Here is a 25,408-nt window from a genome sequence, read left to right as displayed (position 1 = left end):
GGTTCCCATTGCCGATCCTCCGGTGAGCGCTCGGCACGCTCCCGTGCCCGGCGACCACCACCGGGGCCCCCGATGCCCCGGCGGCGCCGCCTCGGACGGGATCGCCTAGCGCTTGAAAAGGCGCGGCGCGAGGTCGATGAGGTTCTTCTGCCACACGTCCCAGCCGTGCGGTCCAGGGGTGACCCCGTCGAACTCGTAGTGGACGCCGAGGGTGTTCATCGTGGTCAGTCCGGCCATGAAGGACGGGTACACGAAGTCGGTCACGTCGCCGACGTACACGCGGAACAGCTTGGTCCCGTTGTTGATCGCCGCCACGTCGACGCCGGTGCCACTGCCGAACCCGGCCGAGAACGCCGCGACGTAGGCGAACCGGCCCGGGTAGGCCTTGAGCACGCCGATCGCCTGGCCGCCGCCCATCGACAGGCCGGCGAGGGCCTGCTGGGAGGGGTCACCGGAGATGTGGTAGGCGGCGCGGGCCGCCGGGACGATGTTCTCCAGCAGTTCCTTATTGAAGTTGGAGGAGTTGCCGTTGCCCATCACGACCACCATGGGCACGATGTCCCCGTCCAGGAACTCGTGGTCGAGGATCTGCTTGGCGCGCCCCATCTCGGTCCAGTCGGTGTAGTTCTGGCCGCTGCCGTGCTGGAGGTAGAGGACGGGATAGGGCTCCGCGCGGTTCGGGTCGTACCCCGGCGGCGTCCACACCAGCGCGGTGCGCTCGGCGTTCGCCACGGTGCTCTGGTAGGTCAGGCTCTCGACCTTCCCGCCCTGGCCGGCGGGAACGTCGGACAGCAGGCGCGACCTCTCACCGGGGATGAAGAAGGAGCTCCAGGCCGGCTCGGAGGTGATCTTCGTCGGGTTCGACGCGTCCTTGACCCCCACCGTGTCCACGATCCACCGGTAGTAGTAGAACCACGGCTCCAGCGGTCCCACGGTCGCCCGCCACCGGTCGCCCTCACGCGACATCGGCACGCGCAGCCAGCTTCCACCGGGAGCGATGTTCGCCCACACCGTGACGTGCTTGGCGTCCTTGTAGTCGGTCGTGGTCTCGAAGGTGACGAAGCCGTCCTTGGTCACGAACGGCGTCGGGGTGGTGCCGGGCGCCGGCGGGGTGAACTCGCCCTTCAGCGGCCCGTGACCGGCGCTCGGACCGTGGTCGCCCACCTTGCGGAACAGCCGCGGCAGGAAGTCGATCAGGTTCTCCTGCCAGGCGTTCCAGTTGCCTCCCGCGTCGGGGTTCACGCCGTCGAACTCGTACTTGACCCGGGCACGGTCCAGCGCCCTGGTCAGGGCGACGGTCGCGTTGTAGGCGGGGTCGGTCACGTTGCCGGTGTACAGACGCACCAGCTTGGCGCCGTGGTCGGGGCCGGGCTTGGGACCCGGTCCGGGACCCGGTCCCGGCACTCCGGCGGGGAGCTGCGTCAGCGGACTGGAGAACGAGCCGGCGTAGGCGAACCGGCCGGGGCCGGTCAGGGCCGCGCGCAGCGCCTGCGACCCGCCCTCGGACACACCGGCGATGGCCTGGTGCTCCCGGTCGCGGTGGACGCGGTAGGCGTCCCCGACCGCCTTGCCGAGGTCGTTCAGCTCCTTGTCGCCGTCCGCGCCGTCGGAGATCACGACCACCATCGGCTCCATGGCGTGACCGGCCGACAGGTTGTCGAGGATCTGCTTGGCGCGGCCGAGGTCGAGCCAGTCGGTGGCGCCGCCGTCCGCGCCGGACCGCAGGTACAGCACCGGGTACGGCTTGCCGCCCTTGGCTGCCGCGTACCCCGGCGGCGTCCACACCAGGGCCGACCGCTCCTGGTCCTTGGTGCGGTAGGTCAGGGTCTCGATCTTGCCGCCCTGCCCGTCGGGCGCGTCCGCGAGCAGCCGCGCCGAGTCGCCCGGCACGAGGAAGGTGCTCAGGAGCGGCTTGGACGCCACGCCGGCGCTGTTGGTCGGGTCCTTGATGCTCTTGGTGTCATCGGCGGTGACCTGGTAGTAGTACAGCCCCGGCTTGAGCGGGCCGAGAACCCCCGACCAGACGTCTCCCCGGCGGGTCAGTCCGTACTCCGTCAAGGCCGCGGAGGGGCCGAAGTTCCCCACGATCATGACCTGCGACACCTGGCCCAGGTTCGCCTGGATGTAGGCCGCCGGGACGCTGAACGACGCGTAGCGGTCCTCCGAGACGCTCAGCCACGGCGTGTCCGCCGCCGCGGCCGGTCGCGGTGCGAGCAGCATCGTCGTGATCGCCAGCACTCCGGCGGCGACCATCGCCCAGAAACGGCGTACGCCCTCGTGGCGCACGCTCCCATGGTAATCTTTCACTTGGTTTCACCCTTCCTTAAATGGTCGGCGGCGGATGCGACCCGCCAGCCGATCAGCTCTTCAGTGGGTGCGCCGTGGTCTCCCTGTGTCACCTCCGTCACGGGCAGGCCATGCCCTCCTGACCCTTCGGTGCGTCTCGATATGGTCTGCGTGGTGTGCCGGTCATAAGCCGGGCGTGCTCTTCGGTGGCGCGGTGGAGCCGCGCACCACCAGGCGGGTCGGAATCTCGATGCGGCGGTGGCCCTCCCACTCGCCGGTGACCAGTGACTTCAGCAGGTGCGCGGCCTCATATCCGAGCCGGTACATCGACTGGTCCACCGTGGTCAGCCCCGGCTCGGCCAGCGCCGACTCCGGGATGTTGTCGAATCCGACCACCGACAGGTCGCCGGGGACGCTGAGCCCACGCCCCTTCGCGACCTCCAGAACCTTCAACGCCATCCCGTCGCTCGCCGCGAAGATCGCCGTCGGACGGTCCGCGCCGGCCAGCAGCGCGTGTGCCAGCGGGGTCGCGGACTCGGGGTTGAAATCCCCTCTGCCGATCAGGGCCGGGTCGAACGGGACACCGGCCGCGGCCAGCGCCTTGCGGTATCCCTCCTCACGCGACCACGCGGACTCCAGGCTGGAACGGCCCGCGATGAATCCGATGCGCCGATGCCCGAGGCCGAGGAGATGCTCGACCACCGAAGTCGCGCCCGCGAGGTTGTCCGCCGTCACCGAGGGAACCGTAGAGCCCCGTACCGGGTCGATGACCACGACCGGAGTGCCGCTGCGGACCTCGTCCCAGGGCGTGACCACGATGCATCCGTCCGTGAGCGTGCCCGACAGGCGGGTCAGATGCCGCTGCTCCCAGCCCTCCGCGTACGTCCCATAGAGGTCACTGTTGGCGTAGATGATCAGGTCGAAGCCCGACCGGCTCAGTGCCTGCATCACGCCCTTGAGCACCTCGGCCGTGTAGGACTGGAAACTGTGGGCCACCAGGCCCAGAACGTTGGTGCGACTGCGCCGCAGGCTCGTCGCCACCAGGCTCGACTCGTAGCCGAGCTGCTCGATGGCCGAACGCACCTGCGCGATGGTGCTGGCGCTGACGCCGTAACGCCCGTTGACGACCCGCGATACCGTCGCGGTGGAGACGCCCGCCACTCGCGCGACATCGCTCATCGTCACCGGCGCACCGACATCGGCCATGCGGCCCTCTCCATTGCAAACGTTTTCGATCACGTTTCCGGCGCTTAACGTAACTGACAATGTTTGCGCACACAAGACCCTTTTCGGCCTTGCGGACACGCACTAAAGGGCATGGCCGCGTGGTGCGGACCGACCGGGAAACCGCCCCTGCCAGGGCGAACTCGGAAGCCACGGCGGGGGTATGCGGACACGGCGGAGGACGGCGGGCGTCACCGGTGATGTGAGCGTGCTCATGAGAGTGCGGGCGCGCCCCGCGGAGAACCGACCAGGGTGGCCGTCGCCGGGAGGTGCCCCGTGGCAGCGCCGGACGGCCGGAGTTCGCCGCGGCGCCCGAGGCGGGGGCGCGCATGAGGGTCCGGGGGCAGGAGGCCTCGGACGCGGGGGACCGCGGATTCCACCGCCGTATCGGGCCCCCGTCCGGCGCCGTTCTCCACCGGCGGAATCCTGCCGGCGACGCACTTTCCCGTGCGAGCATTTCGACCCGTGGCCCCCGCGATGAGCCCGTCATCGCATTGGCCGGAATGTCACCCGAGAGTTCTCTTATAGGGCCGGGTCGGCCGCCATTCCGCCGCCGTTTTCCGGGAAACCCCGGACATGCCCGCGCGTCATGACGGGTCGCCTCGCGCACCAGGTCACAGCGGCGCCCGCGCCGTCGGGCGCACTGCCGGCCGGCAGTGCGCGTGAGCCGCCTCGCGCGCCCTCGGCCCGCTTCCCCGCCAGGCCGGGCCGTCAACTCCGCCACGAACGCGCCGTGAACCGGGCCCTGACACGCGGCGAATCCGGAAAACCGCCGCGCGCCTCGCGGTGTATCCGCTGGATCGCCTTCGCGCGAGGGAATGCCGCCGTCCATCTCCGGCCGCCGGGTACGCCGCCATGGCAGGCCCGCGTGCCCGTGATGCGGCCGTGGCGGGGCCATGGTGGGGCCGTGGTGGGGCCGTGGTGGGGCCGTGGTGGGGCAATCGTGGGGCCATGGTGGGGCCAGCACTACCGTGTACCCGCCTGGTACCAGGATGTCGAAGGACATGGTGCCCCGGACAGTGTTGATCGGGCCTGCCCGATCCGTCCGGCGCCGCGTGCGGTGTCCGCACGGCGCGGGGACGGGCGGCCGATCCGCCACCACGTCAGGAGAGCCGTGACCGAAACCTCCACCGTCGACGCCGCCACGCGCGGCAGCGACTTCGCCCGGCTCTCCCGACGGGTGGCCGAGGCCGGACTGCTGGCCAGGCGTCCCGGCTACTACGCTCTGCGCCTCGGCCTGGTCACCGGCCTGTTCGCGGGCGGGTGGGCCGCCTTCTTCGCCCTCGGCGACTCCTGGGCCCAGCTGCTGGTGGCGGCGGGCCTCGCGGTCGCCTTCGCGCAGGTGGCGCTCATCGCCCACGACCTGGCCCACCGGCAGGTCTTCCGGTCCAGGCGGCTGAGCCAGGGCGCCGGATGGCTGGCGGGCAACCTGGCCATCGGCATGAGCTACGGCTGGTGGATGGACAAGCACACCCGGCACCACGCCAACCCCAACCACGAGGACCACGACCCGGACGTCTCCCCCGACGTGCTGATCTGGTCCTCGCGGCAGGCCGCGTCGAGCCGGGGCGCGGCCCGGGTCATCGGGCGGTGGCAGGCGTACCTGTTCTTCCCGCTGCTGACGCTGGAGGGCTTCAACCTGCACCTGGCGAGCTTCCGGGCGCTGCGGCGTCCCCGGCTCAAGCACCGCGGGGTGGAGGCCGCGCTGCTGACCACCCACGTCGTGGCCTATCTCGTGGCGGTGTTCGCCGTGCTCCCCCTGGGCAAGGGGCTGCTGTTCGTCGCCGTCCACCAGGCGATCTTCGGGGTGTACCTCGGGTGCACGTTCGCGCCCAACCACAAGGGCATGCCCATGCTGACCGCCGAGGACCGCCTGGACTTCCTGCGGCGTCAGGTGCTGACCTCCCGCGACGTGCGCGGCGGCCTGATGCTGGACATCGCCCTCGGCGGCCTGAACCACCAGATCGAGCACCATCTGTTCCCGAGCATGCCGACGCCCAACCTGCGCCGGGCCAAGCCCCTGGTGCGGGCCTACTGCGCGGAGCTCGGCATCCCGTTCCACGAGACGGGCCTGATCGCCTCCTACGCCCAGGCCCTGCGCCACATGCACACCGTGGGCGCGCCGCTCCGCGCGGGGAGCACGTCCGACTGACCGCCGAGACGGGTCGCCCGCGCCCCGTGCCGCAGGGCTGTGCGTAGTACGTCACCGATCCGCTACGGACGGGAAACCCGGAGGAAACAGGCCGCGGCTGTCATGAAGGGGACTCACCGCCCCCGGTGAGGCGCACCTAGGGTTCCGCCCTCGCCGGCCGGCGAGGGGCTGGTCCGAGAGGTGCAGGCGGCCTGCGGCCGTTCCACGGCGGGACAAAAACCCGGGAGACAGTCATATCGGCTGCCTCCTGTGTGAGGCGTTTCCGAAAGGGAGTGCCGTGGGTCACCTTCACGACAACTACGGACCCGAAGCCCGCCGCGCCGTCGAACGCGAGGCCGAGCTTCCCCTGACGATGCACCGGCGCGAGATCGAGCGCGGGCTGGAGTACGGCCTGCCGGGCGCCGAGTCGATCGTCGACCGCACCATCCCCACCTTCTCCCGAGGCGAGCTGCCGCACTTCGCCGGGATCAACACCTTCCTCAAGGCCCCCTACGTGGAGGACGTGCGGCGCTGCGGCGAGTACGACGTGGCCGTGCTGGGCGCCCCGTTCGACGGCGGCACGACCTACCGCTCGGGCACGCGGTTCGGCCCGCAGGGCATCCGCAAGATCTCCGCGCTGTACGGGCCGTACAGCTTCGAGCTGGGCGTGGACCTGCGCGAGTCGATCACCATCGCCGACCTCGGGGACGTCTTCACCATCCCGGCGAACATCGAGAAGACCTTCGACCAGATCAGCAAGGCGGTGTCGCACGTCTACGCCAGCGGGGCGTTCCCTGTGGTGCTCGGAGGCGACCACTCCATCGGCTACCCGACCGTGCGCGGCGTCGCCGAGCACGTCTCCGGCAACGTCGGCATCATCCACTTCGACCGGCACGTCGACACCCAGGAGACCGACCTGGACGAGCGGATGCACACCACGCCCTGGTTCCACGCGACCGACATCCCGAACGTGCCGGCCAAGAACCTCGTGCAGATCGGCATCGGCGGATGGCAGGCGCCCCGGCCGGGCGTGAAGGTGGGCAGGGAGCGCGGCACCACCATCATGACCGTCACCGACTGCGTCGAGATGGGCATCGAGGCCGCCGCCGAGCGCGCCCTGGAGGTCGCCTGGGACGGCGCCGAGGCGGTGTGGCTGTCGTTCGACGTCGACTGCCTGGACGCGGCGTTCGTCCCCGGCACCGGCTGGCCGGAGCCGGGCGGCTTCCTGCCGCGCGAGGTGCTGAAGTTCATCCAGCTCATCGCGGACGCCCGGCCGCTCGCGGGCATCGAGGTCGTCGAGTGCGCGCCGCCCTACGACAACGCCGAGATCACCGCCCTCATCGCGACCCGGGTCATCTGCGACACCCTCGGGTGCCTGGTCCGCGCCGGCCACCTCCCCCGGCGCGCCGCCGCCCGGGCGGACGGCTCCGGGCCCGCGGGCGCGCACGTCAACGCTTCGCAAGCCTGAGAGGGGAGCCTTCGATGCTCCGACGCCTCATCCTGCCCGCCGCCGTCGTCCTGGTGCTGGGTACCGCGTGCGCCGCGGCGCCGGACTCCGCGCGGCCGGCCGACCCCGGGGGCGCCCCGGCGGTCAGGCTCGGGTTCAGTGCCTGGCCCGGCTGGTTCCCCTGGCAGGTCGCCGAAGAGAAGGGGCTGTTCGCCAAGAACGGCGTCACGGTGGAGCTGAAGTACTTCGACAGCTACACCGACAGTCTCAATGCCCTGGCGACCGGCAACATCGACGCCAACAGCCAGACGCTGAACGACACCCTGGCCTCGGTCGCGGGCGGCGCCAAGGAGACCGTCGTGCTGGTCAACGACAACTCCACCGGCAACGACCAGATCATCGCCAAGCAGGGCGTGAAATCCCTGGCCGACCTCAAGGGCGCGACCGTGGCGGCCGAGCAGGGCACCGTGGACCACTATCTGCTGCTGCTCGCCCTGCGCAAGGCCGGCCTGACCGAGGCGCAGGTGAAGTTCCAGCCGCTGCCGACCGACGCGGCCGCCGCCGCGTTCGTCGCCGGCCGGGTGGACGCCGTCGGCGTCTTCGCCCCCTTCACCACCACCGCGCTCAAGCGGCCCGGCAGCAGCGCGATCACCAGCTCCGCGGACTTCCCCGGCGCCATCCCCGACCACCTGGTGGTCACCAGGGACCTGCTGGCCAAGAACGACAAGGCCGTGCAGGCGCTGGTGAAGACCTGGTTCGACACCATCGCCTGGATCGGCGCGAACCGGGCCGAGGCCGTGCAGATCATGGCCGGGCGCGCCGGCGTGAGCGCCGCCGACTACGAGACCTACGACAAGGGCACGACGATCTTCACGCTGGAGCAGAACCGGGCGGCGTTCGCCGACGAGCTGCCCGCCCGGGCCAAGGAGATCTCCGAGTTCCTGGTCTCCAGCAAGCTGGTCGACGCCGCTCCCCCGCTGGACGGGCTGCTGGAGCCCCGGTTCGTCCAGGCGGTGCAGCCGTGACCCGGGCCTCCGCCCCCGCCGGGGCCCCGATGTCGCGGCCCGCCGGTGCCGCCGGCCCGCTCGAGCCGTCCCTCGCGCCGGGCGCCGTGCCGGGCGGGCGCGGACGGCGGGTGCGGCTGCTGTCCAGCGCCGTCTCGCCCCGGACGGCCTGGGTGCTGCGCGCCCTTTCCGTGCTGCTCCCGCTCGCCGCCTGGCAGGCGGTCAGCGTGAGCGGCCTGACCGACCCCACCTTCCTGCCCTCGCCCGCCGCCGTCCTCGCGGCCGGCCGCGAGATGGCGGTCCGCGGCGAGCTGTGGTCCGACCTAGCCGCGAGTCTCGGCCGCGTCGGCCTCGGTTTCGCGCTCGCGGTGCTCATCTCGGTGCCGCTCGGCTTCGCGATGGGCGCGCTGCCGTGGGCGCAGGCGCTGGCCGAGCCGTTGATCGGCCTGCTGCGCTACCTGCCCGCCTCGGCCTTCATCCCCCTGCTGATCATCTGGCTGGGCATCGGCGAGGCGTCCAAGGTCGCGCTGCTGGTGCTGGGGGTGGTCTTCTTCAACACGCTGATGACGGCCGACGTCGTCCGGCAGGTGCCCAGGCGACTGCTGGAGGTCTCCGCGACGCTCGGCGCGCGCCGTCTCAGGGTCGCCTTCCGCGTGGTGTTCCCCTACGCGCTGCCCGGCGTCATCGACGCGATGCGGGTCAACGCGGCGGCGGCGTGGAACTTCGTGGTCGTGGCCGAGCTGATCGCGGCCACCTCCGGGCTCGGGTACCGCGTCATCCGCGCGCAGCGGTTCCTGCAGACCGACCGGATCTTCGCGATCCTCGTGGTGATCGGCCTGATCGGCCTGGCCATCGACGTCCTGCTCCGGCTGTTGCGCGCACGGGTCGGGAGGTGGGCCGCGTGACGCTGCGCCTTGAGTCGGTCGGCAAGGAGTTCGCGCCCGGGCGGCCGGTGCTGGCCGATCTCGACCTCACCGTCGCGCCCGGGGAGTTCGTCTGCGTGGTGGGGGCCAGCGGTTCGGGCAAGTCGACGCTGCTCTCGCTGATCGCCGGGCTGACCCGCCCGACGTCCGGACGGGTGCTGCTGGACGGCGAGGAGGTCACCGGGCCGGGCCCCGAGCGCGGCCTGGTGTTCCAGACGGCGTCGCTGTATCCATGGCGCAGCGTCGCGCGCAACGTCGCGTTCGGGCTGGAGTCGCTGGGGCTGCCGCGCGCACTGCGCGAGGAGCGGGTGGGCCGGCTGCTGGCGGAGGTCGGGCTGTCCCACCTCGCCGGCGCGCTGCCCGGGAGGCTGTCGGGCGGGCAGCAGCAGCGCGTGGCGATCGCCCGGGCGCTCGCGTGCTCTCCGCGCGTGCTGCTGCTGGACGAGCCGTTCGGGGCGCTGGACGTGCAGACCAAGGAGGACATGCAGCTGTTCGTCCGCCAGATGTGGCAGGAGGAGCCGACCACCGTGATCATGGTCACCCACGATGTCGAGGAGGCGGTCTTCCTCGGCCGGCGCGTGCTGGTGCTGTCCTGCGACCCTGGCCGGATCGCCCGCGACCTCACCGTCGGCCTGCCCGCCGAACGGCCGCTCACCGTCAAGCGGTCGCCCGCGTTCCTCGCGCTGCGCGCCGAGGTGGAGGATCTGGTCCGAGCCGAGCACCGGGCGCACCAGGCGCGCGTGTAGGTTCGGGCATGTAACCATCTCAGCGTTGAAAGGGAAGATCGCCATGGCGACCACACGTACCGCGACGACGCAGTGGAAGGGCGCGCTGCTCGACGGCTCGGGCTCGGTTTCGCTCGACACCTCCGGCGTGGGCACCTTCGACGTCACCTGGGCCTCGCGCTCGCAGGACGCGAACGGCAAGACCAGCCCCGAGGAGCTGATCGCGGCCGCGCACTCCTCCTGCTTCTCCATGGCGCTGTCGCACGCGCTCGCCGGGGCGGGCACCCCGCCGCAGGAGCTGGAGACCAGGGCCGATGTGACCTTCCAGCCTGGCGAGGGCATCACCGGCATCGTGCTGTCGGTTCGCGGGCAGGTGCCGGGCATCTCCGCGGAGGACTTCCAGACCGCCGCCGAGACCGCCAAGGCCAACTGCCCGGTGAGCAAGGCGCTGGCCGGCACCACCATCACGCTCAACGCCGAGCTGGTCTCCTGACCGGACGGCTCACGGCCCCCGCGCGCGACGCCGCGCGGGGGCCTCGCCATGTTCCGGCATGTCCGACATCCGTTTTCAACGCAAAGCAAACCTTTACAGCGGACATGTCCACATTTGACCGATTTGCAGTATGTTGATGGAGCTTCCGGCGGCACCCTCACCACCGCCGGCCGTGAGCGCCCCCATGTGGCCGGAAAGATCTGGTAAATCAGACGCGCGGCCCTAAAATCGACGGTAGAGCCGGAACGCAAGCATCCAGGTCTGCGGCGGCGGAGCCCCCGGACGAGAGGAGATCACGGGAGCCCGGATCACGACAGAGCAACGAGCCGCGCGATCAAGCTGCACCGCGAAACGTTCCACGACCACAATGAGGCTACATGCGTGAGGTCTGGCCTGGTGAGCCGTACCCTCTGGGCGCCACCTGGGATGGCGTGGGTACGAGCTTCTCGCTCTTCTCCGAAGTCGCCGAGCGGGTCGAGCTCTGCCTTTTCGACGACGCCGGTCAGGAGAGCCGCGTCGACCTGCCCGAGGTCGACGGCTTCGTCTGGCACGGCTACCTGCCCGGAATCATGCCCGGCCAGCGGTACGGCTACCGCGTGCACGGGCCCTACGACCCGGCCGCCGGGCACCGCTGCGAGCCGAGCAAGCTGCTGCTCGACCCCTACGCCAAGGCGATCGAGGGCGAGGTCCGCTGGGACCAGTCGCTGTACGCCTACCAGTTCACCGACCCGTCCCGGCGCAACACCGACGACAGCGGGCCGTACATGCCGAAGAACGTGGTGGTCAACCCGTTCTTCGACTGGGGCGACGACCGCCCGCCGCGCACCCCGTACCACGAGACGGTGATCTACGAGGCGCACGTGCGCGGGCTCACCATGCGCCACCCCGACGTGCCCCGCGAACAGCGCGGCACCTACGCCGGCCTGGCACACCCCTCGGTGATCGACCACCTGGTGAGCCTCGGCGTGACGGCCGTCGAGCTGATGCCGGTGCACCAGTTCGTCCCCGAGCACGCGATGGTGGCGCGCGGCCTGACCAACTACTGGGGCTACAACACCATCGCCTTCCTGGCCCCGCACAACGCCTACGCGAGCGCGGGCCAGCGCGGCGAGCAGGTGCTGGAGTTCAAGGGGATGGTCAAGGCCCTGCACGAGGCCGGCATCGAGGTCATCCTCGACGTGGTCTACAACCACACCGCCGAGGGCGACCACATGGGCCCCACGCTGGCCTACCGCGGCATCGACAACGCCTCCTACTACCGGCTGCTGGACTCCGACCGGCGCCTGCTGCTCGACTACACCGGCTGCGGCAACTCGCTGAACGTCCGCTCGCCCCACGCGCTGCAGCTCATCATGGACTCGCTGCGCTACTGGGTCATGGAGATGCACGTCGACGGCTTCCGCTTCGACCTGGCCGCCGCGCTGGCCCGCGAGCTGCACGACGTGGACCGCCTGTCGGCCTTCTTCGACCTGATCCAGCAGGACCCGGTGATCTCCCAGGTCAAGCTCATCGCCGAGCCGTGGGACGTCGGTCCGGGCGGCTATCAGGTGGGCAACTTCCCACCCCTGTGGACCGAGTGGAACGGCAAGTACCGCGACAGCGTGCGCGACTTCTGGCGGGGCAGCCCGTCGGGGCTGCCCGAGTTCGCCTCGCGCCTGGCCGGCTCCTCCGACCTGTACGCGAACAGCGGACGCCGCCCGGTCGCCTCCATCAACTTCGTCACCTGCCACGATGGCTTCTCCCTGACCGACCTGGTCTCCTACGACCACAAGCACAACGAGGCCAACGCCGAGAACAACCGCGACGGCACCGACGACAACCGCTCCTGGAACTGCGGGGCCGAGGGGCCGGTCGAGGACCCCGCGATCGTCCGGCTGCGCCGCCGCCAGCGCCGCAACCTGCTGACCACGCTGTTCGTGTCGCAGGGCGTGCCCATGCTGCTGCACGGCGACGAGATCGGCCGCACGCAGCTCGGCAACAACAACGCCTACTGCCAGGACAACGAGGTGTCCTGGGTCGACTGGTCGCTGCTGCGCTCAGAGCCCGAGCTCCTCGACTTCGTCCGCGCCCTCGCCACGTTCCGCAAGCGGCATCCGGTGTTCCGGCGTCGGCGGTTCTTCCTCGGCCGGGTGCCCGAGGGCGACGTCCGCGACATCGTGTGGCTGACGCCGTCGGGCAAGGAGATGACCTCGGGCGACTGGCACAGCGGCTTCGGCAAGGCGATGGCGGTGTTCCTCAACGGCGAGGCGATCAGCGAGCCGGGGCCGCGGGGCGAGCGCATCAGCGACGACTCCTTCCTGCTGCTGGTCAACGCCCACCACGAGAACATCACCTTCGCCCTGCCCGGCGGCGAGTTCGGCCCCGGCTGGCGGCCCGTCCTGGACACCGCCGAAGAGCGCGTCGACCTGCGCACCCCCTCCCACGCCCTGCACCTGCCCGGCGCCCTGGTCGCCGTCACCAGCCGGTCCATGCAGATCCTGCGCGCCACCGCCGGTTCCTGACCGCCGGGGGCGGCGCCGCCCGTCCGGGGCGCGCCTAGAGCATCGCGGCGGTGAGCAGCACCAGCACGAAGGTCGCCAGCGCCGCGAGGCCGTGCAGGAGCACGGCGATGACGGGGAAACGCTGTTCGGCGCCCTTGGCGTGCCGCCCGCCGCCGATCCAGCGGGTGAACATGGTGAAGCCGAGCAGCAGGGCCGCGCACAGCAGGCTCAGCGACAGCCACAGGTAGCCATGACGCCCGCTGACCAGGAAGCCCAGCCACGAGGCCAGCGAGCAGACTCCCAAGGCGGGGTGCAGGAAGACCAAAGTGGCCGGGAACCGGGTCACCTTGGTCTTCTGCTGGCGCAGCCCTCCCCCGGTCAGCCACAGGCACAGGAGATAGACCCCCAGGCCCGCCGCCACCACCCACATCGCCACCGCCGCCAGCCGCACCAGGCCCTCCATTCGTCGCCGCGTGTTTCCCTCCCGTACATCTGAGCCCGGCGGCGTAACGCTACGCATCCCATGTCTCACAAATGGCTATATATGGCGAGCTATTGCTTCGGCGACCTTGCCGCCCCCTCCGCGACCCGGCGTTCCCCTTGTGCCAAGGTAGGAAGCGTGCGACGCATCCTTCCCAGCCCCGCGGACGACGTCGATCTCGCCCACGCCTACGCCTACCCCCGGTCCGGCTGCCTGCGCCTGAACATGGTGGCCGGCGCCGACGGCGGCGCCTGGCTCAAAGGCGTGTCGGAGGGCCTGTCAGGCAAGGGCGACCGGCGCCTGTTCGGCGTGCTGCGCGGCCTGGCCGACGTGGTGCTCGCCGGCGCCGCCACCGTGCGCACCGAGGCCTACGGGCCGGCCCGCCCGCGCCCGTCCTGGCGCGAACTGCGGGTCGGACGGCCGCTCTCCCCGCCCATCGCCGTGATCACCCGGCGCCTGGACCTCGACCTGGCCAGTCCGCTCTTCACCGAGGCCGAGCCGTACGCCAGGACGATCGTGATCACCACCGAGCGCGCGCCCAAGGACCGCCGCGACGAGGCCGCACGGCACGCCGAGGTGATCGTGGCCGGCGACGAGCGGGTCGACATGTCCCTCGCCGTGGCCTCGCTGCGCGAGCGCGGCCTCGGCCGCATCCTGTGCGAGGGCGGGCCGAGGATCAACGGGCAGCTCGCGGCGGCCGGACTGGTGGACGAGCTGTGCCTGACCGTCAGCCCGGTTCTGACCGGCGGCGACTCCGCGCGCATCCTCAACGGGCCCGCCTCCCACGTGCCCCTGCGCCTCGCGCACGTCCTCACGGAAGAAGACTTCCTGTTCTGCAGGTACACCCGGGAGCCGAAATGACCCTCCCCGAACAGCCGAGCCGTCCCGGCCGTCCCGCCCCGCCGGAGCCGCCGCCCGAGATGGACCTGCCGGTGCCGCCGCCGGTGGCGCCGATGCTCGCCAAAGCCGTCAAGGCCCTGCCCGCGCAGGACGGCACCCTGCTGTACGAGCCGAAGTGGGACGGCTTCCGCTGCATCGTGTTCCGCGACGGCGACACCGTCTACCTGGGCAGCCGCAACGAGCGGCCGTTCAACCGCTACTTCCCCGAGCTCATCGAGGCGGTGCGGCGCGAGCTGCCCGAGCGCTGCGTCGTCGACGGCGAGATCGTCCTGCGGCAGGGCCAGATCCTCGACTTCGACGCGCTGCAGCAGCGCATCCACCCGGCCGCCTCGCGGGTCAAGCTGCTCGCCGAGCGCACGCCCGCCTCGTTCGTCGCCTTCGACCTGCTCGCGATCGGCGGCGACAGCCTGATGGACACCCCGTTCGGGGAGCGCCGCGCCCGGCTCGCCGAGGCCCTGGCCGGCGCGGGCGACCGCGTCCGGCTCACCCCCGTCACCGCCAGCGACCAGCGCGCGGGCGAGTGGTTCGAGATGTTCGAGGGCGCCGGACTGGACGGCATCGTGGTCAAGCGCACCGACCAGCCCTACGAGCCCGACCGGCGCACGATGTTCAAGGTCAAGCACGAGCGCACGGCCGACTGCGTCGTCGCCGGCTACCGCGAGCACAAGTCGGGCCCGGTCGTCGGGTCTCTGCTGCTCGGCCTGTACGACGAGGCCGGTGTGCTGCACCACGTGGGGGTGTCGGCGTCGTTCCCGATGAAGCGCCGCGCCGAGCTGATCGAGGAGCTCAAGCCCTATCTGCTGGAGGACCTGGGCGGGCATCCGTGGAGTTCGTGGACGTCGCAGGACGAGAACACCGCCCAGCGCATGCCCGGGGCGATCTCCCGGTGGAGCGCGGGCAAGAACCTCGCGTTCGTCCCGCTGGATCCCCGGCTGGTGGTCGAGGTCGCCTACGACCACATGGAGGGCAACCGGTTCCGGCACACCGCCCAGTTCCGGCGCTGGCGCACCGACCGCACCCCCGAGTCGTGCACCTATGCCCAGCTCGAGACCCCGGTCGGCTACAACCTGGACGACATCCTGGCCCGCTGATCGGCCGGCCGGAGCGGATGACCGCGCCGCTCACCGCTGGGCGACGCGCGCAGGCCGGCGACCAGGTCGGCGACCAGCGGGGTCGGACGCAGGCCGAGCTCGCAGGACAGCAGGCGCTCGTAGCGCTCGAAGACGCGCAGGGCCTCCGCCTGGTTGCCCTCGGCCAGGTGGGCGCGGATCAGCGCCGCGTGGGCGCTCTCGCGCAGGGGCTCGGCGCGCACGGCCGTCCCCGCGGCGGCGACGGCGTCGGCGAACCTGCCGGCCTCGACGAAGTCGTCGGCGAGGGCCTCCAGGGCGTGCAGGCGCAGTTGGTGCCACTCCTCGGCCTCGCGGACCACCCAGTCGTCGTACCAGCCGGGCAGCAGGTCCACCGACAGGGCCTCCACGGCGGCGGCGCTGAGGTCCGCGCCGGCCGGCCGCCCGCCCGGGTCCAGGACGCGCCGGGCCAGGGCGCGCGCCTCGCCGATGTCGACGCCGGCGGCCGGGCTCAGCCGCACCTCGGTGGAGCCGATGTCCAGGACCAGCCGGCCCGCGGCCTCCAGGCGCGCCAGCGCGGAGCGCAGGCTGGCCTGCGCCCGCCGTTCCGGCCGGTCGGGCCACAGCGTGCCCGCCAGCAGCGTGCGGGGCACCGCCTGACCGCAGAGGGCGGTGAACGACACCAGGCGCTCGGTGCCACCCGAGACCGTCACCTGTTCCCCTCCGGCCAGGAGGCGGAAGCCTCCCAGAAGATCGACCCGCAGCGCGGGCCGCTCGCCGCTCCCCATAGTTCTGCTGCCTCCCACGTGGAAAGCGAGTCGTCTGGTAAGCAGCCCTCCCGTCGCCGTCCCTCCCGGCTATGTACCCGGCATGTACGCATTTGTCCCGTTCTCCGGACGCTCCGGCGCGCTATTTCCACCCGCCACCGGTCACCCTGCGTCCCGGCGGGCGCCCCTGGCCGGCGGCCGTCCGGCCGGGTCAGGTCCCGTGCCGGTTCACGAACGCCATGATCGTGTCGAGCACCTGGGGCCCGTGCGGGGTCTCGAAGAGCGATGAGGCGTGCGCCGACTCGTCCGGGACGACGACGACCTGCCGGTCGGGCGCCAGGACGGCCGCGTCGTCGGACTCGCGCATGCGCTGGGCGCGGTCGCCGTCGTAGACGCCGGCGATCTGCAGCAGCGGGACCCTCAGGCGGGCCGCCTCCTCGGGAAGCGGCGGGCCCGCCAGGGCGACCACGGCCGCGACACGGTCCCCGAGCTTCAGCGCCGCGCTCACCGACAGCGTGCCGCCCATCGAGCCGCCGGCCAGAACGATGCGCCCGACACCGCGCTCCTTGTCCAGCCGCCTGGCCATGTCCACGATGTTGTCCTCGGGAATGGCCTCCAGATCGCGGGCGTAGAGCAGCACGCGGTAGCCGGCCGAGACCAGCCGGTCGGCGAGGGGCCGCCAGGTGCAGGCGTTGCCGCCGCGCTCGTAGGAGATCACCACTCCGGTGGCGCCCTTGCCCATGACGACGCCGGGCAGCTTCTCCTCGCCGTAGGTGAAGATCTTCCCGTCGTCCCTGGTGTAGCACCCCGACAGGTTCGGCCCCTTGGGGAGCGGGCGCTTCGGGGACGGGGAGAGCGTGGGAGCGGGCGCCGCCGACGGCGTGGCGGCGGGCGTCCCGGACGCCGATGGACCGGCGCTCGCGCCCCGCCCGCCCGCGGCCGTCGTACCCGTCGCGCCCGTCTCGCCCCCGCACGCGCTCAGCGCCATGACCAGTGCCGCCAGCCCGACGATCGCTCGCATGACCACCACCATCTCGCTCTATGTCTGAACTGACATAGTGCCGCACACTACACTCGGGGTGCGATGCCATCAACACTTGGTTTCGCGATCCTGGCCGCGCTCGCCAAGGACGCGAGGACCGGCTACGAGCTCACCGCCGTCATGAACCGCCCGGTGGGCTACTCCTGGACGGCCCGCCACAGCCAGATCCACACCGACCTGCAGAAGCTGCTGGCCGACGGCCTGGTGCGGTTCGAGGCCGAGCACGGGCCCGGGCCGCAGGGCAAGAAGGTCTACCACCTGACCCCCGAGGGCCGGGCGGCGCTGCGCGACTGGGTCACCGAGCCGCCGCGTGCCCGCACCGAGCGTGATGAGCTGGTGCTGAAGACCTACGCGTCCTGGCTCGCCGACCCCGCCGAGCTGGCCGAGCTGTTCCGCGCCCAGCTCCTGCTGCACGAGGAGCGCATCGCCCAGTACGAAGGGCAGCGGGCGGGCTTCGCGGGCGTTCCCGACCCCGGCGATCCGGCCTTCGGCAACTACGCGGCCCTGTGGTGCGGCCTGAGCTACGAACGCCACCGCGCCGAATGGTGCCGCTGGATGATCGGGCGGCTGGACCCGTCCGCCTGACGCCGCGCGGCGCCGCCCGAGAACCGAGCGGCCCTGCCGGTCCGCCCGACGCCGCGCGGCGCCGCCAGGGCGGGCCGGGCCGCCGCCTGACCCGCCGGGGCGGCGGGCATCCTCACCGGGTGCTTGAGGGCCGCGACCTGCGGGAACGGCGGGCCGCACGGGCGGGCACCGGCTTGATCACCCTTGATCTGGGTGGGCGAAACATGCGAGAGTGCGCACATCTTCGCACGTCGAGGGGGAGCACCACCGTGTCAGTCCAGGCATACGATCCGCTAGCCGACCAACGCGGCCCGGAGGGGCCCGAGTTCGACGTGTTCACGGCGGGCACCGTCTTCCTCGACATCGTCTTCACCGGCCTGCAGGCCATGCCGGCCGCCGGCACCGAGGTGTGGGCCGAGGGCATGGGGTCGTGCCCGGGCGGCATCGCCAACCTCGCCATCGCCTCCAGCCGGCTCGGGCTGCGCACCTCGATGGCCGCCGCGTTCGGCGACGACGACTACGCCGACTTCAACTGGCGCATCCTGTCGGAGCAGGAGTCGGTCGACCTGTCGCGCTCGCGCCGGTTCCAGCGGTGGCACTCCCCCGTGACCGTCTCGATGGCCGTCAACCGCGACCGCAGCATGGTCACCCACGGCCATCCCGCGCCCATGTCGCCGACGCAGATGATCGGCCGCCCGCCCCGTTCGCGGGCCGTCATCGCGCCGCTGTCGCTGGAGGAGCCGCTCGGCGACGACGAGGCGTGCACCTGGGCCGACCTCGCGCGCAAGGACGGCGCGCTGATCTTCGCCGACGTCGGCTGGGACCCCTCGGAGACCTGGTCGGCCTCGGTGCTCGACCAGTTGTCGGTCTGCCACGCCTTCATGCCCAACGCCGTCGAGGCCATGGCGTACACAGGCACCGAGACCCCGCGCGAGGCGCTGTACGCCATCGCCGACCGGGTGCCGCTCGCGGTGGTGACCGACGGGGCCAACGGCGCGATGGCCATCGACTCCACCACCGGCGAGGAGGCCTACGCTCCGGCGCTGCGGGTCACCGCGCTCGACCCGACGGGCGCGGGCGACGTCTTCGGGGCAGGCCTGGTGCTCGGCACGCTGTCGGACTGGCCGCTGGCCGACCGCCTGTCCTTCGCCGGGGTCTGCTCGGCCCTCGCCGTGCAGCAGTTCGGCGGCTCGCTCGCCGCCCCCGGCTGGGGGGACATCGCCGACTGGTGGCACGACGTGCGGGCCGCCGCCGCCAGTGGCCACAGCGGCGCCTACATCGACTCGCTGGCCCGCCGGTACGCCTTCCTGGACAAGCTCGTGCCCGCCGTCCCGGTGGGCGCCGTTCGCCGCGCCGCCGCCACGATGTCGCGGCACGCCGACGTGGCCGCCGGCGCGGCCGTGAGGACCCCTCCGGTCGAGAGCGAGTGAGACCCCGGCGGCCCTGATGCGGCACGCCGGCGCCGGCGATGTGGCCAGGACGTCACCTTTGTCTACTCATACGTAAACCATCCGATGCGAGCGGCGGTCAAAGGATCTACCGTCGGCGGCCAACCGACCGACAGGCAAGGTGAGCCCATGCGCGTGCTGACCAGGTTCCTCTCCACCCTCCTTAGCACATCCCTGTCCGCCGTCCTTTTCACCGCGGGTTCCGCGAGCCCCGCCATGGCCGGGAGCGGGCCCGCCCCCGCCGCGGTGGACGTGACCTACCAGCGATCCTCCTTCCACCAGGGCAGGGCCGAGGGCGTCGCCCCCGGCAGGACGCTGTCCTTCGCCCGCCCCGTGGGGACCACCGCCTACACCGACGCCCTGGGCACCAAGACGTGGGAGTACGCCCGGTGGACCGGCACGGAGCGGCAGATCGGCTTCGCCGCCACCGAGGCCGTCGCCTCGTGGAACGCCGATGTCCCCGCCGGGAGCTGGCTGCAGGTCGAGATGCGCGGCCGCAACTCCACCGGCCAGACCAAGTGGTACGTGCTCGGGCGCTGGTCCTACGCCGAGGGCGACATCCTGCGCACCTCGGTGCCGAGCCAGGGCGACGACAACGGCTACGTCTCCGTGGACACCTTCGTCGCCGCCGACGACCGGCCGATCACGAGCTACCAGCTTCGCCTCACGCTGTACCGCACGCCGGGCTCCCACGTGGTGCCGAAGGTGCGGGCGCTCGGCGCGATGGCCTCGGCCGCGCCCGACCGCGCCACCGTGCCGGTCAGCCCCGGCGGCGCCGCCTGGGGCGTCGAGCTGAACGTGCCGCGCCGCTCGCAGAACGTCCACGCCGGCCACTACCCCGAGTGGGACGGCGGCGGGGAGGCCTGGTGCAGCCCGACCTCCACCACCATGGTCCTCGGCTACTGGGGCAAGTGGCCGAGCGCGCAGGACACCGCCTGGGTTGACCCCGCCGACCCCGACCCCGAGGTCGACTACGCCGCCCGGTACACCTACGACCACGACTACGAGGGCGCCGGCAACTGGCCGTTCAACACCGCCTACGCCGGCCGGTACGGCATGGAAGGATTCGTCACCCGGCTGCGCTCGCTCACCGAGATGGAGCGCCTGATCGCCGCGGGCATCCCCGTCGTGACCTCCCAGTCGTTCAAGAAGGAGGAGCTGCCCGGCGCCGGGTACAGCACCAACGGCCACCTCATGGTGATCATCGGCTTCACCGCGACCGGTGACGTGATCGCCAACGACCCGGCCTCGCCGAACGACGACGCGGTGCGCCACGTCTATCCGAGGGCGAACTTCGAGAACGTCTGGCTGCGCGGCTCCAGCAGCCGCGGCGTGGTCTACGTCATCCACCCGCCGAACCGGCCGCTGCCCCCCACCACCCCGGGCCTGCCCGCCAACTGGTGACCCGCCCGGGCCTCACAGCTCCGACCTCACAGCTCGGGCCTCATGCTCCGGCCGCCGTCCCTTCCGGACGGCGGCCGGCCGCGTGCGGGCGGGGCGAATCAGCCCGCCTCGGACTGCTCCCCCTCGGGCCTGGCTTTGCTGGGCTGGACGCGCTTGGGCTCGCCGGGCATTTTGGGGTAGTTGGGCGGGTAGGGCATGTCGCCGCGCTCGTCCTTGGCGTACCACTCGAGCAGCGGCTCGATGGAGAAGGCCCGGTCGTCGATCTCGGCGTGCACGTCGCCGAGCTCGGCGAAGCGCGGGGGGACGGTGCGGATGTCGAAGTCGCGCGGATCGACCTGCGCCAGCTCCTCCCAGGTGACCGGCGTCGAGACGGGGGCGTGCGGCCTGGCCCGGACGGAGTAGGCGCTGGCGATGGTGCGGTCGCGGGCGTTCTGGTTGTAGTCGATGAAGACCTTCTCGCCGCGCTCCTCCTTCCACCAGGCCGTGGTGGTGAGGTCGGGACGGCGGCGCTCGACCTCGCGGGCGAGGGCGATGGCGCTCTGGCGCACCTCGGTGAACGACCAGTGGCGCTCGATGCGCACGTTGATGTGGATGCCGCGCGTGCCGGAGGTCTTGGGGAAGCCGCGCATGCCGAGCTCGTCGAGGACCTCCCGCACGGCGAACGCCGTCGCCCGGGCGTCCTCGAAGCCGGTGCCCGGCTGGGGGTCGAGGTCGATGCGCAGCTCGTCGGGGCGCTCGACGTCGTCGGCGCGGGTGGGCCAGGGGTGGAAGTCGATGGTGCCGAGGTTGGCGCAGTAGGCGATGGCGGCGACCTCGGTCACCCGCAGAGCGTCGGCGCTGCGCCCGCTCGGGAAGCGCACCGTGACGGTCTGCAGCCAGTCAGGGTGCCGGGGCGGGACGCGCTTCTGGTAGATGGCCTCGGTCAGCACGCCGTCGGGGTGGCGCTTGAGGTAGGTGGGCCGGTCTCTGAGCGCGCGCAGGGCGCCCTCGCCGACCGACACGTAGTATTCGACCAGCTCGCGCTTGGTCGCACCGATGTCAGGGAAGTAGACCTTGTCCGGGTTGGTGACCTTGACGGTCCGGCCCCCGACGTTGAGCTCGATGAACGGCGACGCCATGCCTTCGACCGTACCCCGCGCCACCGACAGGAACCGGGGCGGGCGGGCGCGCCCCGAGGGCCGCTGACGAAGTGCTTACGTCGACGGTCCGCGCGATCCCCATCGCCGGAGCCCGCATAGGCTTAAGGCATGGAAAAGGTGGTCAAGAGCGAGGCCGATTGGCGCGTCCAGCTGTCCCCCGAGGAGTTCCGCGTGCTGCGCCAGGCGGGCACCGAGCGCCCGTGGACCGGCGAGTACGTCGACACCAAGGCCGAAGGGGTCTACTCCTGCCGCGCCTGCGGAGCCGAGCTGTTCCGTTCCGACACCAAGTTCGACTCGCACTGCGGGTGGCCGTCGTTCTTCGAGCCGTCGAAGTCCGAGGCCGTCACCCTGATCGAGGACCACTCTCTGGGCATGTCCCGGGTCGAGGTCCGCTGCGCCCGCTGTGACTCCCACCTCGGGCACGTCTTCCACGGCGAGGGCTACGCGACGCCCACCGACGACCGCTACTGCATCAACTCCGTGTCCCTGCGACTGGTCCCCGCCGACTCCTGACCGATCGCCCGGCTCCCGGTCTCGTCCCATATGCCCGCATTCGTCACGGAAAGCCAGCGGAATGTCACCGTCAGCGAGTGGTCATGCCGCCGTGCGGGTAGACCCATCCCGGGCGCACGCCTTCGCGCGGGCCCGGGTCGGGGTTCGTGCGGGAGCCGTGTGCACCTTCGTCACAGGTGGGAGACGATCGAGACCATCGGCCAGGTGGTCACACAGCGCTGCGCGGTCTGCGGCCGAACGCGCGTGCGGGTGCGGCGGCCTCCGCCCCCGGGCAGGGCGGACACCGCTCAGTCCGGAGCGGGATGGGTGAGCCGGCACGACTTGTCGCCCGCGCCGATGATGTTGGCCAGCACCGGGTTGCCGTTCTGACCGAACTCCGCCTGCACGAAGACCACGGGGTGCTCGTCCCCGACCTCCTGCACGAGGTACTCCAGCCCGCGCTTGCACAGGTCGATCGCCGGCTTGGAGTCGTGCGCCGACTCCGGCAGGTCGGTGTAGATGCGCAGGTACTTCCCGACGGTCCTGATGTCGGTGATGCGCTTGATCGCCTTGTCGTCCACCCAGCGCTGCTTGAAGTAGCTCACCGCCTTGGCGTCGGTGTGCTCGGAGGGACCCGACGCCGTCTTGGCCGGGTCGCGGGCCTTCTTGGCCTTGGCTCCGGCGGCCCTGGCCTGGGAGCCGCCACCGGACTCCACCGGCGCGGCGGGAGGCGCCGCCGCCACCCGCGGCGGGGGCGGCGCCAGGCCGGCGACGGCCTGGCCGCCGTCCGGCCGCAGGAACACCGCACCGACCGCCAGGGCCCCCACCGTGACGGCGGCCAGCCCTAAGAAACCCTCGAGAACGCGCGCACGGCGGGCCTTGCGCCGCCGGTGCCCCCCTCGCCTGGACCGTGCCAGACTCTTGCCCCTGGTCACCCTCTGCCTCACTTCGACACGGGAATCCCCACGAGTATGCCAAAGATCGCATCCTCGCGGCGGTTGTTCCCCAAAAGTAACAGATGTGTCCTTTGAGGCTTGAGTGACAGATGTCGCGATTGTCCGGCTATGCAGGCTTATGGGAGGGCGGTCAGCAGCTCTCCGACCGGCTTGCGGGTGCCGGTGTAGAAGGGCACCTCCAGGCGGGTGTGCCGCCGGGCGTCGGAGGCCCGCAGGGCGCGCATCAGGTCGACGATGCGGTGCAACTCGTCGGCCTCGAAGGCGAGGATCCACTCGTAGTCGTTCAGCGCGAACGACGAGACGGTGTTGGCCCGCACGTCGGGGTACCCCCGGGCGAGCGCGCCGTGCTCGGCGAGCATCCTGCGGCGCTCGGCGTCCTCCAGCAGGTACCACTCCAGCGAGCGCACGAACGGGTAGACGCAGACGTAGCCGCGCGCCTCCTCCTCGGCCAGGAACGCCGGGATGTGCGACTTGTTGAACTCGGCGGGCCGGTGCAGGGCCATCGCCGACCATACCGGCTCGCTGGCCCGGCCCAGGGAGGTCCTGCGGAACCGCCCGTAGACCTCCTGGAGGTCCTCGGCGGTGGGCGCGTGCCACCAGAACATGTAGTCGGCGTCGGCGCGGAACCCGGCCACCTCGTAGGCGCCGCGGGTCACCACGTCCTTCTCGGCGGCCTGGGCGAACAGGGCCTCGACCTCGTGCGCCAGATCCTGCCGCTCACCGGGCAGCTCCTCGCGCACCCGGAAGACCGACCACATGGTGTAGCGGATCACCTCGTTGAGATCGCGCGCCTTGGGCCGCGTCCGCTCCTCACTCACAAGTCCACGCTCGCTTCCGTCGAATGCTCTGACCGGCGCGGCACCTCAGCGGGTGCCGGCCGCCGGCTGGTCCTCACGCCATTCTCCCTCGCGCTCCTCCCGCAGGTGCGCGAGGATGCTCGCCGCCGCCGCGCGCGCGGAGGCGACGCAGGCGGGGATGCCCACCCCGTCGTAGGCCGCGCCGCACACGGCAAGGCCCGGCTGGACGGCCACGGCGGCGCGGATGCGCGCCACGCGGTCGAGGTGGCCCACCTCGTACTGCGGCAGTGCGCCGCCCCAGCGGGTCACCCGGGTGTCGAGCGGCAGCCCGCGAACGCCCATGACCTCGGCCATCTCGGTCATGGCCAGGGCGACCAGCTCGCCGTCGTCGCGCTGCAGGACGGCCTCCTCGCCCAACCGGCCGATGGAGCAGCGCAGCACCAGCACGCCGGGATCGGCCTCGGCCAGATGGGGCCACTTGACCGTGCTGAAGGTCACGGCCTTGACGGCCCGGCCCTCGACCGGCGGCACCAGGTAGCCGCTGCCGGAGGGCTGCTCGGGGAAGGCCGCGCGCGGATAGGCCAGGGTGACGATCGCCATGCTGGCGTACTCCACCCGCGACAGCTCGGCGGCGGCCTTGGGCACCTCGCCGGACAGCAGCCGGCCGGCCGCCGGCGCGGGCACCGCGAGGATCACCGCGTCGGCCTCGACGGTCTCGGGGGCGCGCGCCGGGCCGGTCACCAGGCGCCATCCGGCGCGCGTGCGGCTCAGCTCGCGCACCATGACGCCGGTGCGCACCTCGGCGCCGGACGCCGCGGCGACCGCCTCGGGCAGGCCGCCCATGCCGCCTCTCAGTGTCGTGAACACCGGGCCGGCGTCCTTGGGGGCCTTCGCGGCGATGGCGCGGGCCGCCTGGAGCAGGGAGCGCTCGGTGCGGGCCGCCGTGGCGACGGCGGGCATGGTGGCGTCCAGCGAGAGCATCTCGGCGCGCCCGGCGTAGACGCCGCCGAGCAGCGGCTCGACCAGGCGGTCGAGGACCTCTCTGCCCATGCGGGCCCGGATGTAGGCGGCCACCGAGACGTCGGAGGTGATCAGGGTCGCGGGCAGCACCTGGTCGAACGGCACCCGCACCAGGCCGCCGGGCGACAGGACCCCGGAGCGAGCCAGCTCGGCGAGGTCGGAGGGAACGCCCATGACCTGGCCCTTGGGCATCGGCCGCAGCGCTCCCCTGCTGTAGATGGACGCTCCCACGGAGGCGGGATGGACCAGATCGCCGCCGGCGCCGGCCATGCGCGCCAGCTCCTTGCCCTCCGGACGCCGGGCCAGCATGGCCTCCGCGCCCTCGTCCACCGGGAAGCCCGCGACCTGCGAGGCGTGCAGCTTGCCGCCGATGCGCGAGGCGCCTTCGAGCACGGTGACCGCAACGTCGCCGTCCTCCTGGCGGAGGTGCAAGGCCGCGGCCAGCCCCGCGATGCCCCCGCCGACGACCACGACGTGCCGCCGAGTAGGTTCCATGCCCCCAGACGTTACCCTCCGGCACCGCCGGTGCGGGCCGCGGCTCCGGCGGGCCCCTGGTCGAGACCGTGACGGCATTGTGACGCGGCACGTCAAACCCGCCGAGAGCCCGCGTCGTCAACC

22 protein-coding genes and 1 riboswitch are annotated in these 25,408 nt (G+C 71.9%); of the genes, 13 read left to right on the top strand and 9 right to left on the bottom strand.

What is annotated here, in order from left to right; translation table 11 throughout:
- Positions 1-105 precede the first annotated feature (105 nt).
- Entirely contained in the window at positions 106-2,286 is a 2,181-nt protein-coding gene (locus tag ABZT47_RS11070; RefSeq protein ID WP_354838911.1) for an alpha/beta hydrolase-fold protein, read from the bottom strand.
- Positions 2,287-2,469: 183 nt separating this feature from the next.
- The gene (locus tag ABZT47_RS11065) at positions 2,470-3,492 is read right to left on the bottom strand and encodes a LacI family DNA-binding transcriptional regulator (protein ID WP_354838908.1); all 1,023 of its coding nucleotides are present in this window, start codon (positions 3,490-3,492) and stop codon (positions 2,470-2,472) included.
- Positions 3,493-4,624: 1,132 nt separating this feature from the next.
- On the opposite strand from ABZT47_RS11065, the gene ABZT47_RS11060 reads away from it, so the two are divergent.
- The 7 genes from ABZT47_RS11060 to glgX all read left to right on the top strand — a co-directional run bounded on the left by ABZT47_RS11060 (position 4,625) and on the right by glgX (position 12,734).
- A complete protein-coding gene (locus ABZT47_RS11060) occupies positions 4,625-5,662 on the top strand; it encodes an acyl-CoA desaturase (RefSeq protein WP_354838905.1) in 1,038 nt (345 codons plus the stop codon).
- Between the two features lie 125 nt (positions 5,663-5,787).
- Positions 5,788-5,891, top strand: a riboswitch (guanidine-I (ykkC/yxkD leader).
- Between the two features lie 48 nt (positions 5,892-5,939).
- The gene (locus ABZT47_RS11055; protein ID WP_354838902.1) at positions 5,940-7,109 is read left to right on the top strand and encodes an agmatinase family protein; all 1,170 of its coding nucleotides are present in this window, start codon (positions 5,940-5,942) and stop codon (positions 7,107-7,109) included.
- Positions 7,110-7,123: 14 nt separating this feature from the next.
- The gene (locus ABZT47_RS11050; RefSeq protein ID WP_354838899.1) at positions 7,124-8,113 is read left to right on the top strand and encodes an ABC transporter substrate-binding protein; all 990 of its coding nucleotides are present in this window, start codon (positions 7,124-7,126) and stop codon (positions 8,111-8,113) included.
- On the top strand, positions 8,110-8,997 hold the full coding sequence (locus ABZT47_RS11045) for an ABC transporter permease (protein WP_354838896.1): 888 nt from the start codon (positions 8,110-8,112) through the stop codon (positions 8,995-8,997). The genes ABZT47_RS11050 and ABZT47_RS11045 overlap by 4 nt, the downstream gene beginning before the upstream one ends.
- Entirely contained in the window at positions 8,994-9,761 is a 768-nt protein-coding gene (locus ABZT47_RS11040; RefSeq protein ID WP_354838893.1) for an ABC transporter ATP-binding protein, read from the top strand. Before ABZT47_RS11045 ends, ABZT47_RS11040 begins: the two co-directional genes overlap by 4 nt.
- A 43-nt stretch (positions 9,762-9,804) precedes the next feature.
- The gene (locus ABZT47_RS11035; RefSeq protein WP_354838890.1) at positions 9,805-10,233 is read left to right on the top strand and encodes an OsmC family protein; all 429 of its coding nucleotides are present in this window, start codon (positions 9,805-9,807) and stop codon (positions 10,231-10,233) included.
- A gap of 377 nt (positions 10,234-10,610) precedes the next feature.
- On the top strand, positions 10,611-12,734 hold the full coding sequence (gene glgX / locus ABZT47_RS11030; RefSeq protein ID WP_354838887.1) for a glycogen debranching protein GlgX: 2,124 nt from the start codon (positions 10,611-10,613) through the stop codon (positions 12,732-12,734).
- 34 nt (positions 12,735-12,768) lie between these two features.
- Here the strand turns inward: glgX and ABZT47_RS11025 are convergent, their stop codons facing one another.
- The gene (locus ABZT47_RS11025; RefSeq protein ID WP_354838884.1) at positions 12,769-13,176 is read right to left on the bottom strand and encodes a hypothetical protein; all 408 of its coding nucleotides are present in this window, start codon (positions 13,174-13,176) and stop codon (positions 12,769-12,771) included.
- Positions 13,177-13,332: 156 nt separating this feature from the next.
- On the opposite strand from ABZT47_RS11025, the gene ABZT47_RS11020 reads away from it, so the two are divergent.
- Both ABZT47_RS11020 and ABZT47_RS11015 read left to right on the top strand, forming a co-directional pair.
- On the top strand, positions 13,333-14,055 hold the full coding sequence (locus tag ABZT47_RS11020) for a pyrimidine reductase family protein (protein WP_354838881.1): 723 nt from the start codon (positions 13,333-13,335) through the stop codon (positions 14,053-14,055).
- Between the two features lie 59 nt (positions 14,056-14,114).
- Positions 14,115-15,185 carry an ATP-dependent DNA ligase gene (locus ABZT47_RS11015; protein WP_354839706.1) on the top strand — a complete coding sequence of 357 codons (1,071 nt, stop codon included), beginning with the start codon at positions 14,115-14,117 and terminating at the stop codon, positions 15,183-15,185.
- Here the strand turns inward: ABZT47_RS11015 and ABZT47_RS11010 are convergent.
- Together ABZT47_RS11010 and ABZT47_RS11005 are read right to left on the bottom strand one after the other, a co-directional pair.
- On the bottom strand, positions 15,155-15,949 hold the full coding sequence (locus ABZT47_RS11010; RefSeq protein ID WP_354838878.1) for a BTAD domain-containing putative transcriptional regulator: 795 nt from the start codon (positions 15,947-15,949) through the stop codon (positions 15,155-15,157). The two genes, ABZT47_RS11015 and ABZT47_RS11010, sit on opposite strands and share 31 nt — an antisense overlap.
- 190 nt (positions 15,950-16,139) lie before the next feature.
- A complete protein-coding gene (locus ABZT47_RS11005; RefSeq protein ID WP_354838875.1) occupies positions 16,140-16,949 on the bottom strand; it encodes an alpha/beta fold hydrolase in 810 nt (269 codons plus the stop codon).
- A 63-nt stretch (positions 16,950-17,012) separates the two neighbouring features.
- On the opposite strand from ABZT47_RS11005, the gene ABZT47_RS11000 reads away from it, so the two are divergent.
- From ABZT47_RS11000 to ABZT47_RS10990, 3 genes are all read left to right on the top strand, one after another.
- Complete coding sequence (locus tag ABZT47_RS11000; protein ID WP_354838872.1) at positions 17,013-17,555, top strand: PadR family transcriptional regulator; 543 nt, start codon at positions 17,013-17,015, stop codon at positions 17,553-17,555.
- 248 nt (positions 17,556-17,803) lie between these two features.
- Positions 17,804-18,964, top strand: a complete 1,161-nt coding sequence (locus tag ABZT47_RS10995) for a PfkB family carbohydrate kinase (protein WP_354838869.1) — start codon at positions 17,804-17,806, stop codon at positions 18,962-18,964.
- 147 nt (positions 18,965-19,111) lie between these two features.
- A complete protein-coding gene (locus ABZT47_RS10990) occupies positions 19,112-20,386 on the top strand; it encodes a C39 family peptidase (RefSeq protein ID WP_354838866.1) in 1,275 nt (424 codons plus the stop codon).
- Between the two features lie 98 nt (positions 20,387-20,484).
- Here ABZT47_RS10990 and ligD read toward each other — a convergent pair whose 3' ends face one another.
- On the bottom strand, positions 20,485-21,504 hold the full coding sequence (gene ligD / locus ABZT47_RS10985) for a non-homologous end-joining DNA ligase (protein WP_354838863.1): 1,020 nt from the start codon (positions 21,502-21,504) through the stop codon (positions 20,485-20,487).
- A gap of 129 nt (positions 21,505-21,633) precedes the next feature.
- Here ligD and msrB point away from each other — a divergent pair, with 129 nt between their 5' ends.
- The gene (msrB, locus tag ABZT47_RS10980; RefSeq protein ID WP_354838860.1) at positions 21,634-22,038 is read left to right on the top strand and encodes a peptide-methionine (R)-S-oxide reductase MsrB; all 405 of its coding nucleotides are present in this window, start codon (positions 21,634-21,636) and stop codon (positions 22,036-22,038) included.
- A gap of 287 nt (positions 22,039-22,325) precedes the next feature.
- Here the strand turns inward: msrB and ABZT47_RS10975 are convergent, their stop codons facing one another.
- The 3 genes from ABZT47_RS10975 to hemG all read right to left on the bottom strand — a co-directional run bounded on the left by ABZT47_RS10975 (position 22,326) and on the right by hemG (position 25,285).
- Complete coding sequence (locus tag ABZT47_RS10975) at positions 22,326-22,952, bottom strand: hypothetical protein (protein WP_354838857.1); 627 nt, start codon at positions 22,950-22,952, stop codon at positions 22,326-22,328.
- Between the two features lie 137 nt (positions 22,953-23,089).
- On the bottom strand, positions 23,090-23,731 hold the full coding sequence (gene hemQ, locus ABZT47_RS10970; RefSeq protein ID WP_354839703.1) for a hydrogen peroxide-dependent heme synthase: 642 nt from the start codon (positions 23,729-23,731) through the stop codon (positions 23,090-23,092).
- Positions 23,732-23,836: 105 nt separating this feature from the next.
- Complete coding sequence (gene hemG, locus ABZT47_RS10965; RefSeq protein ID WP_354838854.1) at positions 23,837-25,285, bottom strand: protoporphyrinogen oxidase; 1,449 nt, start codon at positions 25,283-25,285, stop codon at positions 23,837-23,839.
- Positions 25,286-25,408: the final 123 nt, after the last annotated feature.

Source organism: Sphaerisporangium sp. NPDC005289 (assembly GCF_040607455.1).
GTDB classification, from domain to species: Bacteria; Actinomycetota; Actinomycetes; order Streptosporangiales; family Streptosporangiaceae; genus Sphaerisporangium; species Sphaerisporangium rhizosphaerae.
This window is presented reverse-complemented; position numbering and strand designations above follow the sequence as displayed.

What these genes read in the sequence shown, in the direction of transcription:
- ABZT47_RS11065 (WP_354838908.1), bottom strand. Translation starts at nt 3,492, where the DNA reads ATGGCCGATGTCGGTGCGCCGGTGACGATGAGCGATGTCGCGCGAGTG.
- ABZT47_RS11050 (WP_354838899.1), top strand. Translation starts at nt 7,124, where the DNA reads ATGCTCCGACGCCTCATCCTGCCCGCCGCCGTCGTCCTGGTGCTGGGT.
- ABZT47_RS11035 (WP_354838890.1), top strand. Translation starts at nt 9,805, where the DNA reads ATGGCGACCACACGTACCGCGACGACGCAGTGGAAGGGCGCGCTGCTC.
- glgX (WP_354838887.1), top strand. Translation starts at nt 10,611, where the DNA reads ATGCGTGAGGTCTGGCCTGGTGAGCCGTACCCTCTGGGCGCCACCTGG.
- ABZT47_RS11025 (WP_354838884.1), bottom strand. Translation starts at nt 13,176, where the DNA reads ATGGAGGGCCTGGTGCGGCTGGCGGCGGTGGCGATGTGGGTGGTGGCG.
- ABZT47_RS11015 (WP_354839706.1), top strand. Translation starts at nt 14,115, where the DNA reads ATGGACCTGCCGGTGCCGCCGCCGGTGGCGCCGATGCTCGCCAAAGCC.
- ABZT47_RS11010 (WP_354838878.1), bottom strand. Translation starts at nt 15,949, where the DNA reads ATGGGGAGCGGCGAGCGGCCCGCGCTGCGGGTCGATCTTCTGGGAGGC.
- ABZT47_RS11005 (WP_354838875.1), bottom strand. Translation starts at nt 16,949, where the DNA reads ATGCGAGCGATCGTCGGGCTGGCGGCACTGGTCATGGCGCTGAGCGCG.
- ABZT47_RS11000 (WP_354838872.1), top strand. Translation starts at nt 17,013, where the DNA reads ATGCCATCAACACTTGGTTTCGCGATCCTGGCCGCGCTCGCCAAGGAC.
- ABZT47_RS10990 (WP_354838866.1), top strand. Translation starts at nt 19,112, where the DNA reads ATGCGCGTGCTGACCAGGTTCCTCTCCACCCTCCTTAGCACATCCCTG.
- ligD (WP_354838863.1), bottom strand. Translation starts at nt 21,504, where the DNA reads ATGGCGTCGCCGTTCATCGAGCTCAACGTCGGGGGCCGGACCGTCAAG.
- msrB (WP_354838860.1), top strand. Translation starts at nt 21,634, where the DNA reads ATGGAAAAGGTGGTCAAGAGCGAGGCCGATTGGCGCGTCCAGCTGTCC.
- hemQ (WP_354839703.1), bottom strand. Translation starts at nt 23,731, where the DNA reads ATGTGGTCGGTCTTCCGGGTGCGCGAGGAGCTGCCCGGTGAGCGGCAG.
- hemG (WP_354838854.1), bottom strand. Translation starts at nt 25,285, where the DNA reads ATGGAACCTACTCGGCGGCACGTCGTGGTCGTCGGCGGGGGCATCGCG.